Annotated in this window: 14 protein-coding genes; 4 read left to right on the forward strand and 10 right to left on the reverse strand. The window is 53.9% G+C overall.

What is annotated here, in order from left to right; genetic code table 11:
• Positions 1 to 6 precede the first annotated feature (6 nt).
• Positions 7 to 1,314 (forward strand): TRAP transporter large permease, encoded by a 1,308-nt coding sequence (locus AC2IBB_RS28495; protein ID WP_486330062.1) that lies wholly within the window; start codon positions 7 to 9, stop codon positions 1,312 to 1,314.
• Between the two features lie 5 nt (positions 1,315 to 1,319).
• Here AC2IBB_RS28495 and AC2IBB_RS28500 read toward each other — a convergent pair whose 3' ends face one another.
• The 7 genes from AC2IBB_RS28500 to AC2IBB_RS28530 all read right to left on the reverse strand — a co-directional run bounded on the left by AC2IBB_RS28500 (position 1,320) and on the right by AC2IBB_RS28530 (position 8,015).
• A complete protein-coding gene (locus AC2IBB_RS28500) occupies positions 1,320 to 2,099 on the reverse strand; it encodes a crotonase/enoyl-CoA hydratase family protein (protein WP_486330063.1) in 780 nt (259 codons plus the stop codon).
• 149 nt (positions 2,100 to 2,248) lie between these two features.
• Entirely contained in the window at positions 2,249 to 3,301 is a 1,053-nt protein-coding gene (locus AC2IBB_RS28505; protein WP_486330064.1) for a DUF2156 domain-containing protein, read from the reverse strand.
• A 172-nt stretch (positions 3,302 to 3,473) separates the two neighbouring features.
• Positions 3,474 to 4,724: a sodium:proton antiporter NhaD gene (gene nhaD, locus AC2IBB_RS28510; protein ID WP_486330065.1), complete on the reverse strand. Its 1,251-nt coding sequence runs from the start codon at positions 4,722 to 4,724 to the stop codon at positions 3,474 to 3,476.
• A gap of 195 nt (positions 4,725 to 4,919) precedes the next feature.
• A complete protein-coding gene (locus tag AC2IBB_RS28515; RefSeq protein WP_486330066.1) occupies positions 4,920 to 5,666 on the reverse strand; it encodes a tRNA pseudouridine(65) synthase TruC in 747 nt (248 codons plus the stop codon).
• A 134-nt stretch (positions 5,667 to 5,800) separates the two neighbouring features.
• Positions 5,801 to 6,787 (reverse strand): hypothetical protein, encoded by a 987-nt coding sequence (locus AC2IBB_RS28520; RefSeq protein WP_486330067.1) that lies wholly within the window; start codon positions 6,785 to 6,787, stop codon positions 5,801 to 5,803.
• Positions 6,788 to 7,089: 302 nt separating this feature from the next.
• Positions 7,090 to 7,491, reverse strand: a complete 402-nt coding sequence (locus tag AC2IBB_RS28525) for a PaaI family thioesterase (RefSeq protein ID WP_486330068.1) — start codon at positions 7,489 to 7,491, stop codon at positions 7,090 to 7,092.
• Positions 7,492 to 7,514: 23 nt separating this feature from the next.
• The gene (locus AC2IBB_RS28530; RefSeq protein WP_486330069.1) at positions 7,515 to 8,015 is read right to left on the reverse strand and encodes a hotdog fold domain-containing protein; all 501 of its coding nucleotides are present in this window, start codon (positions 8,013 to 8,015) and stop codon (positions 7,515 to 7,517) included.
• Positions 8,016 to 8,063: 48 nt separating this feature from the next.
• Here AC2IBB_RS28530 and AC2IBB_RS28535 point away from each other — a divergent pair, with 48 nt between their 5' ends.
• Positions 8,064 to 8,657 (forward strand): TetR/AcrR family transcriptional regulator, encoded by a 594-nt coding sequence (locus AC2IBB_RS28535; protein ID WP_486330070.1) that lies wholly within the window; start codon positions 8,064 to 8,066, stop codon positions 8,655 to 8,657.
• A 73-nt stretch (positions 8,658 to 8,730) separates the two neighbouring features.
• A complete protein-coding gene (locus AC2IBB_RS28540; RefSeq protein ID WP_486330071.1) occupies positions 8,731 to 9,954 on the forward strand; it encodes a hypothetical protein in 1,224 nt (407 codons plus the stop codon).
• A gap of 11 nt (positions 9,955 to 9,965) precedes the next feature.
• On the opposite strand, the gene AC2IBB_RS28545 is transcribed toward AC2IBB_RS28540, so the two are convergent.
• The 3 genes from AC2IBB_RS28545 to AC2IBB_RS28555 all read right to left on the reverse strand — a co-directional run bounded on the left by AC2IBB_RS28545 (position 9,966) and on the right by AC2IBB_RS28555 (position 15,035).
• Positions 9,966 to 10,289, reverse strand: a complete 324-nt coding sequence (locus tag AC2IBB_RS28545) for a hypothetical protein (protein ID WP_486330072.1) — start codon at positions 10,287 to 10,289, stop codon at positions 9,966 to 9,968.
• Between the two features lie 349 nt (positions 10,290 to 10,638).
• A complete protein-coding gene (locus tag AC2IBB_RS28550; RefSeq protein WP_486330073.1) occupies positions 10,639 to 13,257 on the reverse strand; it encodes a M9 family metallopeptidase in 2,619 nt (872 codons plus the stop codon).
• A gap of 641 nt (positions 13,258 to 13,898) precedes the next feature.
• Positions 13,899 to 15,035, reverse strand: coding sequence for an acyl-CoA dehydrogenase family protein (locus tag AC2IBB_RS28555; RefSeq protein WP_486330075.1), 1,137 nt, complete (start codon positions 15,033 to 15,035; stop codon positions 13,899 to 13,901).
• A gap of 180 nt (positions 15,036 to 15,215) precedes the next feature.
• On the opposite strand from AC2IBB_RS28555, the gene AC2IBB_RS28560 reads away from it, so the two are divergent.
• On the forward strand, positions 15,216 to 15,707 hold the full coding sequence (locus AC2IBB_RS28560; protein WP_486330076.1) for a HugZ family pyridoxamine 5'-phosphate oxidase: 492 nt from the start codon (positions 15,216 to 15,218) through the stop codon (positions 15,705 to 15,707).
• Positions 15,708 to 15,729 lie beyond the last annotated feature (22 nt).

The raw sequence follows: 15,729 nt of genomic DNA on the forward strand, positions 1-15,729 counted from the left end.
GCCCTTATGGATGATCTGTACATCGGCGTAATCGCCTTCGCCTCGCTGCTTGTGTTGATTTTTTTGCGTATTCCGGTGGCCGCGGCCATGCTGTTGACGGGAGCGGCGGGTTACACCGCCATCCTGGGTTGGGATGCGTTGATGAATCATTTTAACTCTGGTCCGTTCTACCGGTTTTCCTCCTACGACCTCGCCGTCATTCCCATGTTTCTGTTGATGGCGCAGTTCGCCACCGTCGCCAATCTCAACAAAACCCTGTTCAGCGCCTGCAATTCCTGGTTCGGCTCCGTGCGCGGCGGACTCGCCATGGCCTCCATCACCAGTTGCGCCTTTTTCGGCGCCATCAGCGGCTCCTCACTCGCCACGACCCTGACCATGTCGAAAGTGGCCCTGCCCGAAATGAAACGCCATGGTTACTCCAACCAGCTCAGCGCCGGAACGCTCGCCGCTGGGGGCACACTGGGCATCCTCATCCCTCCCTCTATCGCTCTGGTGATCTATGCATTGCTGACGGAGCAGAACATCTCCAAACTCTTCATCGCCGCAGCCGTTCCCGGCGTTATCGCCACCATCGGCTATCTGCTGGCGGTGCAGGCGTACGTGCGATTGTTCCCCTCCGTGGGGCCACAAACCCATAAGGCGTCCAGTGTAGAGAGATTATCGGCGTTGCTGCGTGTAACGCCGGTCCTGATGATATTCCTCGGGTTGCTGGGAGGCATTTACGGCGGCGTGTTCACGGTCACCGAAGGGGCTGCTATCGGCGCTTTCGCCACCTACTTGCTGGCGCAGCTAAAACGTCAGGTCAATATGCAGGCGATGATGAAAATATTCAAAGAGACCGCCATCACCACTGGTCTGGTTTTTTTCATCATACTGGGCGCGGATCTGTTCAACTCCGTCATCGTTCTGTCCAATATCCCCAACGCCTTCGCGGAGACGATCACCGCCATGAATTTGAGCGCAACCGCAGTAATTGTCATTCTGCTGCTGATCTACTTGGCGCTGGGATGCTTCCTCGACAGTATGTCGATGCTGCTGCTGACCATTCCGATATTCTTTCCTGTGGTGATGTCGCTGAACTTCAATATGCCGCCGGAGCACACCGCCATCTGGTTCGGCGTGCTGGCGGTGGTGGCGATTGAGATCGGCTTGATTACGCCGCCGGTGGGCATGAACATCTTCGTTCTCAAATCCCAGGCGGAGCACATCAATCTGGTGGAATGCTACAAAGGCGTTACGCCTTTTATCATCGCCGACATGCTGCGCCTGGCGTTACTGGTGGCCTGGCCCGGGATTGTACTGGTCTTTCTTTAAGCGCTCTATTTCCCTTTAAAAACGGCGTCGCGTCGCTCCAGAAAGGACGCGATGCCCTCCTGCATATCTTCGCTGTTCATCAGCCCTTTGATCTCGCTGAACAACTGCGCTTTGGCGACATCTTCTCCTTGCAGACGCGCCAGTCTGGATGAAGCCAGACTACCCTGTACGCCCAACGGAGCCGCCTTGGCGATGCGCCCGGCGATTTCCAACGCCTTATCGAGCTGCGCGCCTGGTTCGACAAGCTCCTGCACCAGGCCCCAGCGATACGCATCCTGTGCGCTCCAGACGTCTCCCGTCAGCAAATAACGCTGCGCATTGGCCCAGCCGATTTCCTGCTGCAAACGCATCGTCGCGCCGCCGCAGGCGAATAATCCGCGCTTTACTTCCAACTGGCTGAAGCGAGTGTTGTCCGCCGCAATACGCACGTCCGTGTTCAGCATCATTTCCACGCCGCAGGTATAACAATACCCCTGCGCCGCCATCACCACCGGTTTATCCAACGGTTCGCCGCTGATGAAAAAGGGATCGATCTCGCCCTCGCCCAACTCCGGCGGTCGTCCAGTCGCAAAGCTCTCCGCCCAATCATTCAACTCCAGGCCCGACGTGAAGTGCTCACCTTCCGCCCAGAGCAAACCGACTCGCAGTTCAGGGTCGCGTTGCAACAGGCCATAGGCGCCTGCGATATCATGGAACATGGCCACCGTCAGGGCGTTCATTTTCTCCGGGCGATTCAGACCAATAAGTAAAATATGCCCGCGCTTTTCGACTTTGATGAATGACATAAAGCTCCTCTCCTGAGTGATCCTTGGATATCTTCCTCACCATACCTTGCGGGAAGACTATACCTCACATCAGTATCATCCTTGTCGCCGCTTTACGAACCAATTGTCTACATCGACGAATTTTGGGCTGATAGCGTCACCAGCCGCCTTCAACACCCCAGTATTCCCGTTCCCGCCATCAGGCTCCATAACAGCCGCGGCGCTGAGAGGTCTTTATACGCCAGATACCACTTGCTTTCCTCTCCCCGGTAGCGGGTTTTATGGTACGCCAACGGCGCAAAGGCATAGAGCCCGGAACCCCTGCGATACAGCCTCTCGCCAAGCTGACGCAGCAATCGGCTTTCTCCCGCTTCAGGCTGCAAGCCATGCAATGGCGCAATCCCCAGAGACAATCGCGCTACGCCTTCCCTGCGAAACTGTTCAATCGCCTGCAACATGAGGTAGTCCAGGAGACCTGCAGGTCCAACGCCAGGCAGGCAGCGCAATATATTGGCGCAGTATCCGACGACGGCGCCTTGCTCAAAGTAGGGATCGAAGTAGATATACCCCAGCAGCCGCTCTCCCTGAAAACAGTAAAACCGACGCGCCAGCCACTCATCCTGATGCTGGGGCGGACGCGTCAGCAATCGCAATTCGCCACGCCGCACCGCCTTCTGTTTTAACCAGCGTCGCGAAACCTCTTCCACCTCATCAGTATCAACCTGCGAGGCGCACAGCTCCTCCACTCGCAAGCCAAAGCGCGCTCCCAGATTCGCGGCATGGCGAAGTTGTTTCTTGTGTTTGCCGCGCACGGAAAAATCCTTCAGCGCAAAGCTGAACTCCGTACCCATCTGGTTTATTCGATATCCCTGCTGCGCCAGAACTTGCGCCACTTTGCGCTCGACGCCGAAGAACACGGCGGGACGCCCTCGGGTCGCAGCAAAGCGCTCAAGCAGTGACGCCAGATTCTCATCCGCGCACACAGGATTATTAAAAACGACGTCCACCCCACCCTGCCTCCAACCTAACGGGCAGTAGCTGATGAAACCACGCTGAGAGGAGCCAAAATATTGAATGCCGGGTTGAAAGCTGAAATAGGCGCTGGACTGAGTTCCATATAGCAACAACAAATGTCTCAGCTCCAACGCAGAGAGCGGCGACGCCCCTGCTAAAGAGTTGTAACCAGACTCCATATAGAGCGTGTCGGAAAAGACAGGCTGCATAAGCGCCCCCACTTAACTGTTGTTCTTATAGGCTCAGGCGAGCTTAACAACTGCGGGAATGGGGAGAATCCACCTTAGGTGGGGGTGGACGGACCGGTGATGTGAACAAGTCGGCAGTTTAAGGTGAAGAGAGAGGCGCCGGAGAGCGAAGCTTAGCTCTCCGGCGACAATGCTACATAGCGTATTGCGCCATTAAATAAACGCCGGCGTATCCCACGGAGTAAGCGCCCAGCAGCGCCGGAACATAACGAGCGTAACTGCCGAAAGTCAGGCCGCGCACTTTGGACATCGCCACGATCCCCGCAGCGGAACCAATCACAAGCAGAGAACCGCCGACGCCGACTGCATAGGTCAGCCCCATCCACTCCGCTTTACTCATGGTAATGCCGGACTTGAGCAGCGCCGCCGTCAAAGGCACGTTGTCGATACACGCGGACAGCAGTCCCATCAGGTAGTTAGCAACCAGCGGCGACACTTGTGAGTACATGGCCAGTAACGATTCCAGCACGTGCACTTCCTTAAGTACGCCAACCAGCAGCAGGATGCCCAGGAAAAACAGCAGGGTCTCAAACTCAATAACGCGGATGTACTCAAGAATCGGGTCATTCTCGATGTCGTCGTTAAAGAAGCGCGCCACCAGAAACATGGTCGCCAGGCCGAACAGGAAGGTCAGTACAGGAGGTATCTGGTAGATGACGTTAAGTACAATGGTGCTCAGGATCGTCGCCAGGAACACCCCCGCGATAGCGATATCCACACCACGCACATCAGTGCGGTGTTGCTGCACAACCACATCTCCGGACAAGCCAAAACTCAATACTGTCGCCATGAACATCACCGCGACAAATGAAGGAACGCTGAGCAGGAGCAGATCCAGGATATCCACTTTATCCTGCAGGAAGATCATCAGGGTGGTGACGTCGCCGGTAATCAGCGCCACGCCACCGGAGTTGACGGAAAAAACCACCAGCGCGGCGAAGCGCAGGGTTTTGGCGATGTCCATACGCAGTGACAGAATCAGCGTGACCGAAACCAGGGTCGCGGTGATGTTATCGGCGAGAGAAGAGAAAACAAAGCAGAAGAGGCCGGTTAAAAATAGCAGCTTGCGCTCCGACACCCGTTTGGGGAGAAACAGATAGATGAGGTTTTCTATCATCCCCTTCTTATTGAGATAGGCGACAAAAGTCATCGCCGCCAACAGGAAAAGCCAGAGTCCGGCTATTTCAGCGATATTGCTTTCCAGCCCGTGAATAACCGCCTCTTGGCGTTCGGGATCGCCACTACTGAATGCAAAGAGTAGAATCCAGGCCAGAGCGCCAAGGAAAAGGGTGATTTTGGCTTTATTGACATGAATGACTTCTTCCAGGACCACTCCCAGAAGAGCGAGAACAGCCAAACCTATCACCGCGTAGTTCAACCACATAACAACAGTTTCCTCTTGATTGGGAAGTCTTTATCGCTCTGGCCGCCGACGCCAAGCGATGAAAAAATGGACAATTATTGGAATCAGGCCCCAATAGACCATACGCACTGTCACTCACAGGCTGGCGGGAATATCAGAAAGATAACGCAGGTGGGCGTATTGCGCAGGGGAGCGCGCCAATGATACAGGTTTTGATTAAATTTTTCGCCATTCCAAAGGTATCGAATTTAACCAGTCCAGTGTTTCCAGCAGTCGACGCATTTCTCCTGTCACCGGCGCGCAGACGGTCAAAGGCTCGCCGCTGTATGGATGGGGCATACGCATTTCCGCCGCATGCAGTAGCAACCGCTGCACGCCGAATTGCTCGAAGAAAAAGCGATTATGTACGCCCTTGCCGTAGCTGGTGTCGCCAATCAGTGGATGCGAAAGCGATTTGAAGTGACGACGAATCTGATGTCGTCTGCCAGTTTGCGGATGCACCCTGACCAGGGCGTAACGGGAAGTAGGATAGCGGTCCACCGCATAGGGCAGCTCGCACTCCGCCAGACGTTGATAATCCGTTACCGCCGACTGTTCTGGTTTGTCCTTGTTGACATTACGATCGCCCAGGCGATCCCAGGGCTCCTTCAACGGCTTATCTATCACGCCCTCTTCGGCGGGGACGCCCCGGACAACCGCCAAGTAACTCTTCTCAACGCCCGCTTCCCAGGACACCCCACATTTCTTAGCGGTATCGGAATCCAGCGCAAACATGAGAACGCCAGAGGTTGGTTTATCCAGGCGATGCAGCGGATACACCCTGCGCCCAATCTGATCCCGCAGAAGCTGAATCGCAAACTGGGTTTCGTGGCGATCGATTTCACTGCGATGCACTAAAAGGCCGGAAGGTTTGTCAATGGCGACGAGCCATTCATCTTGATACAGAATGCTGAGCGGGGTCAAAGTCCGCCATCCCGATAGTTGTCAGAGTGTTGGCGTCACGCTCTACTTGAGGGACAGAGCGGCTTAATCAGTACAAACAAACAGGGACCGCAAGCGCCCCCTGTTTGTCGTGGAAGTTGTCTTCCTCGCTGAGCTTAAGATTCTGAGCTCGGAGTGGAAGTCGAAGCGGCTGGCGCCTGACTGGACTCAGCCATCGCATTAGGCGCTTCCGGCGCTGAGTCTTTCACAGCGGGCGCAGCCGGCTTTTTGGCGGCGGGCTTACGAGGCGCTTTCGGCTTGGATTCTGTTTTCTTGGCGGCGGGCTTCGCTGCAGTTTTAGCAGGCGTCGCTTTTTTCGCTGCAGGTTTTTTCGCTGTCGTTTTCGCTGCGGGCTTCTTCGCCGCTGGCTTGGCTGCAGTGGTTGATGCGGGTTTGCTATCCGCCGCCGCAGGTTTAGCGTCAGAGGACTTGTCCGCCGCACTCTTTGCAGCTACTGCGGGTTTGGCGGGCTTAGCCGCGGGTTTCTTCGCCGCTGGCTTCTTGGCGGCAGGGGACGCTTTCGGCGCGGTTGAAGTCTTTGCAGCAGGCTTCTTGGCCGCTGGCTTTCTGGTCGCCGGTTTCGCCGCGGTTTTAGTCGCAGACGCTGTGGCGGTTGAAGCGGCTTTACTGGCGGCGGCAGGCGCTTTCTTCGCCGTTGTCGCAGCGGGCTTCTTCGCAGCAGGTTTCTTGGCCGTCGCAGGCTTCTTCACCGCAGGCGCTTTAGCTGTTTTGCTTGCAGCAGGTTTGGCTGCTGTTTTGGGTTTGGCGGCAGCGGGCTTGGCGGTTTTGCTGGCTGTGGCGGGCGCTTTACTACCGGCAGGCATGATGGCTTCCAGCATTTGCTTCTGGAAGTCCAACACAGCGGCGAATCTCGCTTCGAAATCCTTCTGCCACTTATGCATGTTATCAATCTGTTTCTTTTGCAGATCTTCAATGCGGGCGAATACTTTTTTCAAAGACTGATCCACTTTCAGGTCAGCTTCGGCCTTGGTCACCCATTGACCCACATGAGTGTTGAGTTTGTCTTGCGCGCTGCGCAATTCCTCAATAGCCTTGTCAAAGAGTCGATCAAGGCCGATTTTGCCTTTTTTGCTGGTCGCCATCTTGTCACCCCAAAATTAATTAAGCAAAGGAGAGAGGAAACACTTCCTCTTTAAATGTAATCGGAAAGTACAATTTGTCTAGAAATCACCCAATAAGAATGCGTTTTCTCTATCTTTTTTTCGTGAAAAAAGATTATTCCGCACCTTATATAAAGCGATAGTTCAATTGACTGGCAAGTATGTACAAAAAAAGATTTGAGGCAAGCGATTATTCGCTTCGCGTGGCGAATTTACGTGAATTATTCACAAGTTAGGCGGACTAACGCGCCGTAGACATCGCATCGTCAGGGCGCGTCAGGCAATCAGACTTTGCCGAGTATAGTTCCTTGAGCCGACGCGCATAGAACTTCCTCACTCTCTTTCAGAGAGAAAATTTCACAGGTGCAACACACCACTTTTTTTCCGCTGGTTTCCGCTTTTGCTCTGGCGATAAGCCGCTCACCTTGCGCCGGGCGCTGGTAATTGATTTTAAACTCCACGGTTAACGCATCACCGAACAGACTGCCTCCAGCAAAGGTCAACGCGTTATCCGCCAGATAGCTGATAACGCCGCCATGCACAAAGCCATGCTGCTGCAAAAATTCCGGTTTGATATCCAGCTCTAGATGCGCAACGCCCGGTTCCAGCATCGTCAGTCGAGTTCCCATTAAACGACTGAAAGCCTGCTCGTTCAGTATCCGGTTTCCAATCTGCATAATGTCCATGTCTGGCCTCCTGTTTCAGGTTGCTAACGTCGTTGGTTCTTCTCGCTTAACCACATGGTGATCAATGCGCGCGACACCGCTTCGCCATGTATATTTTTCACCATGACTTCCACTTCATAATCTCCCGACGACAGCGCCGTCGGATCAGCAATCGCTGCTGTCGCCACCAGGTCTGTGGTCGCTTTTTTCAGGTATTCGATCTGCATGCCTTTTGGTATCCATCGCAGATGCGCCGGCAATGACGCCTCCATCAACGTCCCCGCGCACAGCTCCGCCAGGTTGCCCATCGCCAGCGCGTGGATCGTGCCCAGATGATTGCGCACACCGCGGCGGTTCTTGATTCCCCACTCAGACAATCCCGGTTTTAGCTGCCGTATGCGAGGTCGAATGCTGCTAAAATAAGGGGCTTTAATACAAAGCGCGCGACTGAACAGCCACGCGCCGAATGGAAGACGCGCAAAAGAGTGATACAAACGAAGCACAGAGTTCACCTGTTCCTGTGGAGCAGTCGCTGCGATCGTCATAACAGCCTCCCGATAAATTAGAATTTAATTCTAGAATATTATTCCAATATGAAGAATTCAAGCACCCGCTCCAAAAGTCGCCGTGACGACATTCTCAATGCCGCATTAAAGTGTTTCACCCAACACGGCATCGCTGCGACCACCATCGACATGATCCGCACGGAATCCGGCGCCAGTGTGGGTAGCGTTTATCACCACTTCGGCAGCAAAGAAGCCATCGCCGCCGCCTTGTATATGCTGGGCATGGAAGATCATTTCGCAGAGCTGAAAGACGCCCTCGCCGAATGCAGAAGCGCGGAGGAAGGCGTAAAGTCGGTCGTGCGCGTGTACATTGAATGGGTAACGCAGAACCCGGATTGGGCGCGTTATATTTTCAGCTCCAGAGGCGAAGCGCTCAGCCAGGAGCAGCAGCAGAAGCTCAAGCAGGACAACAAGCGTCACTTCACTTATCTGAAGGACTGGTTTACGCCTTACCTCGATAACGGCCAGATTCGCGCCCTGCCCTTCGACCTTTACCACTCACTGCTGATTGGTCCGGCGCAGGATTACGCTCGCCACTGGCTGGCCGGTCGCGTGAAAAAACCGCCGACCCACTATATCGATATCTTTTGTGACAGCGCCTGGTCTTCATTGACGCCTTAAGCGCAAGAGCAAGTTCCCGGGCATTGGCTACACTGTTTATAACAGTTTGATAAATAAGCCGGAGCCTGGAGCAATGCAAAATAATGATGAACGGGCCCTGGAGCGCAAGCAGCGCTCTCTCGATATGCGCGAGCAGAACCTGGCTCGCAAGGAGCAGGCTCTGACCCGCCAGGAAGAGCAGTCCAAACAGCGCGCCAAAAGCAATGATGAAAAAGCCAGTGACTTACGTGATAAAGAGCAGACGCTGAAAGATCGCGAGCGCAGCATGGAGGAACGCCAGCGCGATATTGATCAGCGTATGAAAGAAGTCGAAACGCAACTGGCGGCGCAGCAGGCCGCCGCGCAAGCCGTCAAAAAAGGCGGGCGACTGCAAGCATTGCTGACGGTTCCGGCAATTGTGATTTTTATCGCCGCAGGCTATCTCATTTTTCAACTGCTGGAACGCCAGCAGAGCGTGCGCGGCGAGTTGGACAATTTACTGTCACAAGCCCAGCGCCTGACCACCGCACTAACGGAGTCCGCGCGCCGTAACGAACAGCTTGGTCAAAACCTCAGCGCCAGTCGGGCGGAAGCCAGCAGCGCTGGCGCGGAGCTGCAAGGGTTGCGCAAAGACAATGCGCAATTACAGCAAGAAAAGTCCAGACTACAAAGCAACCTGAGCGCCAGTGAAACAAAGGAACGCGAACTGACTCAGGCTCTGACCAATGTGCAAAATGAGTTCGCCTCCCTGCAACAGCAACTACAAGACAAAACATCGGAAAACGCCGAATTGGCAAGCAAACAAAGCGAGCTGGAAAACACGCTATCCCAGCAACAAGAACTAATCCAACAGCAAACCGCTCGCATAGAAACTCTGGCCAGTGAACTCGCTGATACGGCCGCGTCTCTACAGCAAGCGACGGATGCGCTGGAACGCAGCAACTCTGATATCGCTGCGGCGAGTGAACGCGAGCAAAGTCTCACCGCCCAGTTAGAGGAAGTTAAAAACGCTCTGGCTGCGCAAAATGCCCAACAGCAAGAAAGCGACACCGCCCAGGCGGCATTGGCGACTCAAGTCGAGTCGCTGACGGAGCAAGTGACAACGCTGAAAACGACCAACGCAACATTGAGCCAGGAAAACGCGACGCTGACTCAACAGAACACTGCGTTGAACAAAGATCTGGCGGGAAAAAACAAAGAGGTGGAGTCGTTGACGATCCAAGTCAAAACACTGCAGCAAGAAGTGACCGAGTCGCGAAAAGCGCCTAAGCCTGAGGCGCAGGCGCCTCTGGTTAACCCTGACTCAGGCGTGTCTTGATACAGACTATTTCAGTTAGTGCGGCTGGACCAATAATCCATGGCGCCAACTAACATTAGGGCTGGGTTTTCAATGTCTTCACGGCTGGCGGAGAGGTACTCAGCCAGCGCATTGGCGGCGTCAAACATCAACGTTTCTTCTTCGCTGCTGAGCTGTCGGGCATTGGCGCTCTGTATATCGCCCGCTCCCAGATAAACTGCTGCCTCATGAGTCGCGCCGTTAACATTGACGCTGACTTTAACCAACGCGTCCCGCCCCACGAAACTGGCGAATTCAACGCGGTCCTCGCCCACTTGATAAGCGCCAGAGAACGACTTGTCAGAATCGATTTCCACCGTGAGGTTTTCCTGCGCCTGGACATTGGCCGCGAAAAAAACGGCTATTATTATTATTCCAAGAGCCGCGCTTGGCAGGGTGTTCTTCATAACGCCTCCCGAAAGAATTCCCACTCACCATTTACCAATAACACAGAGTTTAAAACATACGTTTGAAACAATCGTTTTGTTCGCTGTAAAGAACTGTAAAACTATGCCGTGGATCTGATATCGAATTGAGAGGGAGGAAGTAATGAGCCTTAGCTCTCACATGCGGGGATAAAAAAACCGGGCGCAAATACGCCCGGGCAATAAGGAAGGGTGTTCAAGCTCGCCAGCGCAGCCTGGAAGACTGCGTTGGCGACTTCAACTACCGTAGGGTCAGCTGCAGGTTAACGCCGCTGTATCCGCCGTCGGCTTTCAACCACACATGGTAGTAGGTTCCGACATTAGGATTTCTCACTACGATTCTTTCATTGTTGCTGCGTCTGGCGGACAGATCATCGTAAGTACTGGCGTCTGGCCAGCCTGCGTTACGCACATACAGATCGACATTGCCGCGACCGCCCCAGGTATTCAACTCAAAAGTACGGGTTCCCGCAGGAACATAGAACCAATAGTACTCACCATGACTGGACTCCAGGTTGCTGCGCGGCTTGCCGCTTAGCAATTCAGGGCCATCAGATGAATCACCGCCATCATCGCCGCCGCCCGTGTCGCCACAGTCGGTTGGCGCGTCATTCAGTCCTACCGTCACGCACAGATCACTGTATCCAGAGGTGGAGGTCAGCAGTACATGGTAATAAGTGCCGCCTTCAGGTGAGGAAACCTGGAGGCTGTTGTCAGCGCTACCGGAAGCGGACTTCTGGTCGTAATCCGTAGTAGTCGGCCAACCATCATGCTTCACGTAAACGGACACATCGCCATTATCGCCGCTAGTCAACAGATGCAGCAGATCCGTGCCGTGTGGCGCGAACATGAAGTAGTAAGCCTGACTACCTGCGCCCGCTGTCAGCGACTTGGGCTTGCCGGGCTCCAGCGCGCGCGGATCGTCGGAACCGTCGCCACCATCATCTCCGCCGTCATCACCGCCATCGTCGCCGCCGTCATCACCTCCGTCGTCACCATCATCGCCGCCGTCATCTCCGCCATCGTCGTTGCCTTCCAGCACCGCCGCCAACCAGTTGGCGAAGTGCTCGTCGTAACGCTGGCCGGTTGAGTTCAGCCAGGCCTCGAAGCTCTCGTAATCACCCGCTCTGAACCAGGACAGAATCTGAGCGGTATCCGATGGACGCTGCTCCAGCATGTAGCGCGCGGACCAGTAACCCCAGCGATAGATGCGATCAACGCCATCGTCATAGGTATTGCGCAGAATTTTAGACAGCGCGACTTTCTCGCGACGGGCCACGTCTTCCGCTCCGGGATTGTCCTTCAGCTTGGATACGTACTCCGCCAGACCTTCAGTCCACCACACGGTAGGAACCTGCATGCCGGTGTTGAAGTCGCCGTACAGGTCGAAGCGGCCATCCAGGTAGTGAACATACTCGTGTTCAAGGTTCCAGACCTGATGTTCGCCTGGAGCGTAATCCGCCTGATAAGCGATGAATCGCGCCTGGTTGTTAGGATCGGAAGGGTTGCCTTCCAAATACATACCGCCATTGTTGGTGTCTATGCCAAACAGCAGCCAGCCGAAATCGCCGTACGCACCGCTGTTTTTAAACACCACCAGCTCCAGCTTGTCGTTGAAGTCATCAGCAACAGGCTGTTTACCGGTATTCAACATATCGTGGAAGATATCTTCACGTTTGCCCAGAGTTTCACAAGCTGACGCCAACTCCTTGGAAGACATCGCCTGAGCGTTGACTGTGATGGTTGGGCTACAGTCATGACGGACTGTCAATACCGCCGCCTTGACGCGCTCTTTCACGTTACAGGCGTCATATTCGCTGCAATTTTCCGGGTCATTCAACTCCACCGCGCCAGCGAGCAACGCCCACATATTCACGGTGTCAGGGGCCAGCGGATATTTATCCAGCAAAGCGCCAACCCAGCCGCCTACCGCTTTGCGCGTGCCGTCGTACTGCAGGAAACGTCCCAGCTCTCTGGTGGCGTTGAGCACCAGATAACTCCGGTCGTCGTTCAGCCAGTCGCCATTCTTCATGATGAAGTCATATAGCGCTTTGGCGACACGGGAATCATTGGCGACTTTTTGTTTGAAGTCATCGTAGCCATGGCCACGGAAGTAAATGGTGAAAATACTGTTCAATGCGCGGGCGTATGCATCTTCAGTCGCGGCTTTGTCCTGCAGCAGTTGTAACCAGTAAATGGTGTCGTAGACAAAAACGCCCTGGTTCAAAGAGCTGTCCACCAGCGTCAAGGCTTCACCCATAACCGATGCGTTTTCCCGCTTATGCAGGTAGTTCAGTGCACGGTTCATGAACGCGGTGATCGCCGTAGCGGCTTGCTGCTTCAGGTTATTGCTGTAATCGCCCACTTCATCCGAGTGATACCACTGCACGAAGTAACCGGCGCGCATATAAAGAATCAACTGCTCCATACCTGTGGTGTTATCACCCTGGTAACGGCTGGACTCAGACGCCATCGCCTGCGCGACAGTGATCATTTTGCTTTCCTGGAACAGATTGCGCGCCACATCACCGCGCGCCTGAAACAGGTCGTTGATACATCCCATATCGGATTTCTGGATGGCCTGGGTCAAAGCAGACCCGGAAAGAGAAGCCAAATCCTGAGGATCACAATCCGCCGCAATCTCTTTCGCGGCCATCATCATGAAATCCTGACGGATTCTGGTAGGCGTCATCACTGGCGGTGGAAGCTCAGCCTCATGCTGAGAAGGAATGGCGTGCTCGTGAACTTCTATAGGACGGCTGTTAGGCGCGCCCTGCACTGGCGGTAGGGAAGCCTGCGCTGCGCTGGCGAGCAAGGCGGTCCCAATAAATACCCCAACTTTTCTGTTCTTATGAAACATAAGTCAGCCCTTTTTGTAGTTTATATCTCTGAGCGGTGGCCCAAAGTCCTTTAGCATTTTCGATAGAGCGGAAAATGCTATGCATATAACCTTAGACCCACATGGCCGGGCATTCTATTAACGTTGTTAATTTCTTTGTATCGGTCAGGCCGTCTAGCCCTAGGACTAGTCCGTTACCCCTAGTGGATAGTACACAACCAACCTAACCGGCATGAGACTGGAGACGCATCAATCTTAAACGTTAAAGCCGCAACAAGCTGAGCCTCACGCGTGGTAAGGGCAGACGGAGAAGAAGGGAAAATCAGGAACCTGACGGCAGACGAAATTATCAGGCTCCAGAGGGGACTAGACTACCCGAGGCTTACTTATTAATACGTACCATTTGAGTGATGTCATACCCGTTACAGGACGAACCATCTAACCGAATTGTGACGGACTGCCCAGTTGTTATTAATATGGCAATGATATTGGCATGTTAATAACCAAGCGCATGGATGCGCCTGTGCGGCGGCTAGCCGCGGGAGACAGGGCCTGCACATGTCAGGCCCTGTCGTTGCAGACAAATAGAAGGAAGCTATTTGACTGCCTAATTAATAGTGTAGATAAAGGCAATACATGTTCTTTAACGCCTGCACTGCCACTCACAAAGACCGAGCCACTATCTCCTTCATGATCTCATTCGTGCCGGCGTAGATTTTTTGGACTCGCGAGTCGGCCCAGGCGCGGGCGATGGGGTATTCCCACATGTAGCCGTAGCCGCCGTGGAGTTGGACGCATTCGTCCATGACTTTGCATTGCAGGTCGGTGGACCATTGTTTGAGCATGGCGGCGGTGGGTACGTCGAGTTTTTTGTCGAGATGGAGCTCCAGGCAGCGGTCGAGAAAGACCCGGCCTGCGGTGACTTCGGCTTTGAGTTCGGCGAGTTTGAAGCGGGTGTTTTGAAACGCCATAAGAGGTTTGCCGAAGGCGTTGCGCTCTTTGCAATATTTGATGGTCAGGTCGAGCGCCGCTTCGCAGGCGGATATTGCGGTGATGCCAACCAATAGTCTTTCTTGCGGCAGTTCCTGCATCAGGGCGATAAAGCCGCTGTTTTCAGCGCCCAACAGGTTTTCCGCAGGAACGATGACATCCTGAAAGAACAGCTCAGAGGTGTCCTGGGCTTTCATACCCACTTTTTCCAGATTCTTACCCTTGCTGAAGCCTTTCCAGCTGCTCTCCACCAAAAACAGACTGGTCCCCTTGGCGCCCTCTTTGGGATCGGTCTTGGCGACCACGATTACTACATCTGCATGCTGGCCGTTGGTGATAAAAGTTTTAGAGCCGTTCAGGACGTAATGATCCCCGTTTTTAACCGCTGTGGTTTTCACACCCTGAAGATCGGAGCCCGCGCCGGGTTCTGTCATGGCGATGGCGGACACCATCTCCCCTGTCGCCATTTTGGAGAGGTAGTTTTTCTTCTGCGATTCAGTTCCATAGTGAAGAATATAGGGGGCCACGATATCCGAGTGCAGTCCAAAGCCAATACCGGATAACCCCAAATGGGATATCTCTTCGGAGATTACCGTACTGAAGCGAAAGTCCACGCCAGAGCCGCCGTATTCTTCCGGCATGGTGGGGCATAAATACCCCATTTCCCCCGCTTTATTCCATAACTGTCGATCCACCTGTCCGTCTTTTTCCCACTGCAAATGAAAAGGGGCCGCCTCTTTTTCCAAAAACTTGCGGAAGGAATCTCTGAACTGTTCCAGGTCGCTATCGAAAAGTGCTCTCGGTATCATAACCGTCTCCTGTTGTTATTCTGTGCGGAGGTTTCCAATGGTGTGAATGTGAATTCAGTTTCGCAATTAGGCCCTACCCCACCAATAACGAAAAGTTTCATTTTGATTGACGAAAAGAGACAGTTTTTTCTCAGGCGAGACACCTTATTCGTCGGTCATAACGGTAAGAGGAAGACGAACTTGTCAACAGAGACGGAATCGCTACGGACGGAAATAGAGAGTCTGATCGAACGCTTTAAGACGGTGCAGTTCGCCTGCGTCAATCAAGACAACGAACCGCTGGCCAGCTATGCCCCATTCGTCAGACAGGATGGAGACTTTTACATCTACGTCAGCGCACTGGCGCCCCACACGGCCTGTCTGAAGACGACTCCTGTTGCGAGCTTGTTGTTTATAGAAGAGGAGCAGGCAAGCCGGAATCTTTTCGCCAGATTACGATTGATACTGCAGTGCTCATTGGAGGAAGTCAGCCGCGGGAGTGCGGACTACGAAGAAATGCTCGACAGGTTCGCCGACAAATTTGGTCCAACCATCGCCATGCTGCGACAGTTGCCGGATTTCAGCTTATTGCGACTGGAAATTAAAAGCGGTCGTTTTGTGAAAGGGTTTGGAGCCGCTTATACAGTGACGGATAAAGCGTTTAACCAGCTCCAGCAAATAACAGGGAAATAGAGGGATGCGCATCGCCGCTATT

The organism is Hahella sp. NS-SX17 (assembly GCF_057367735.1).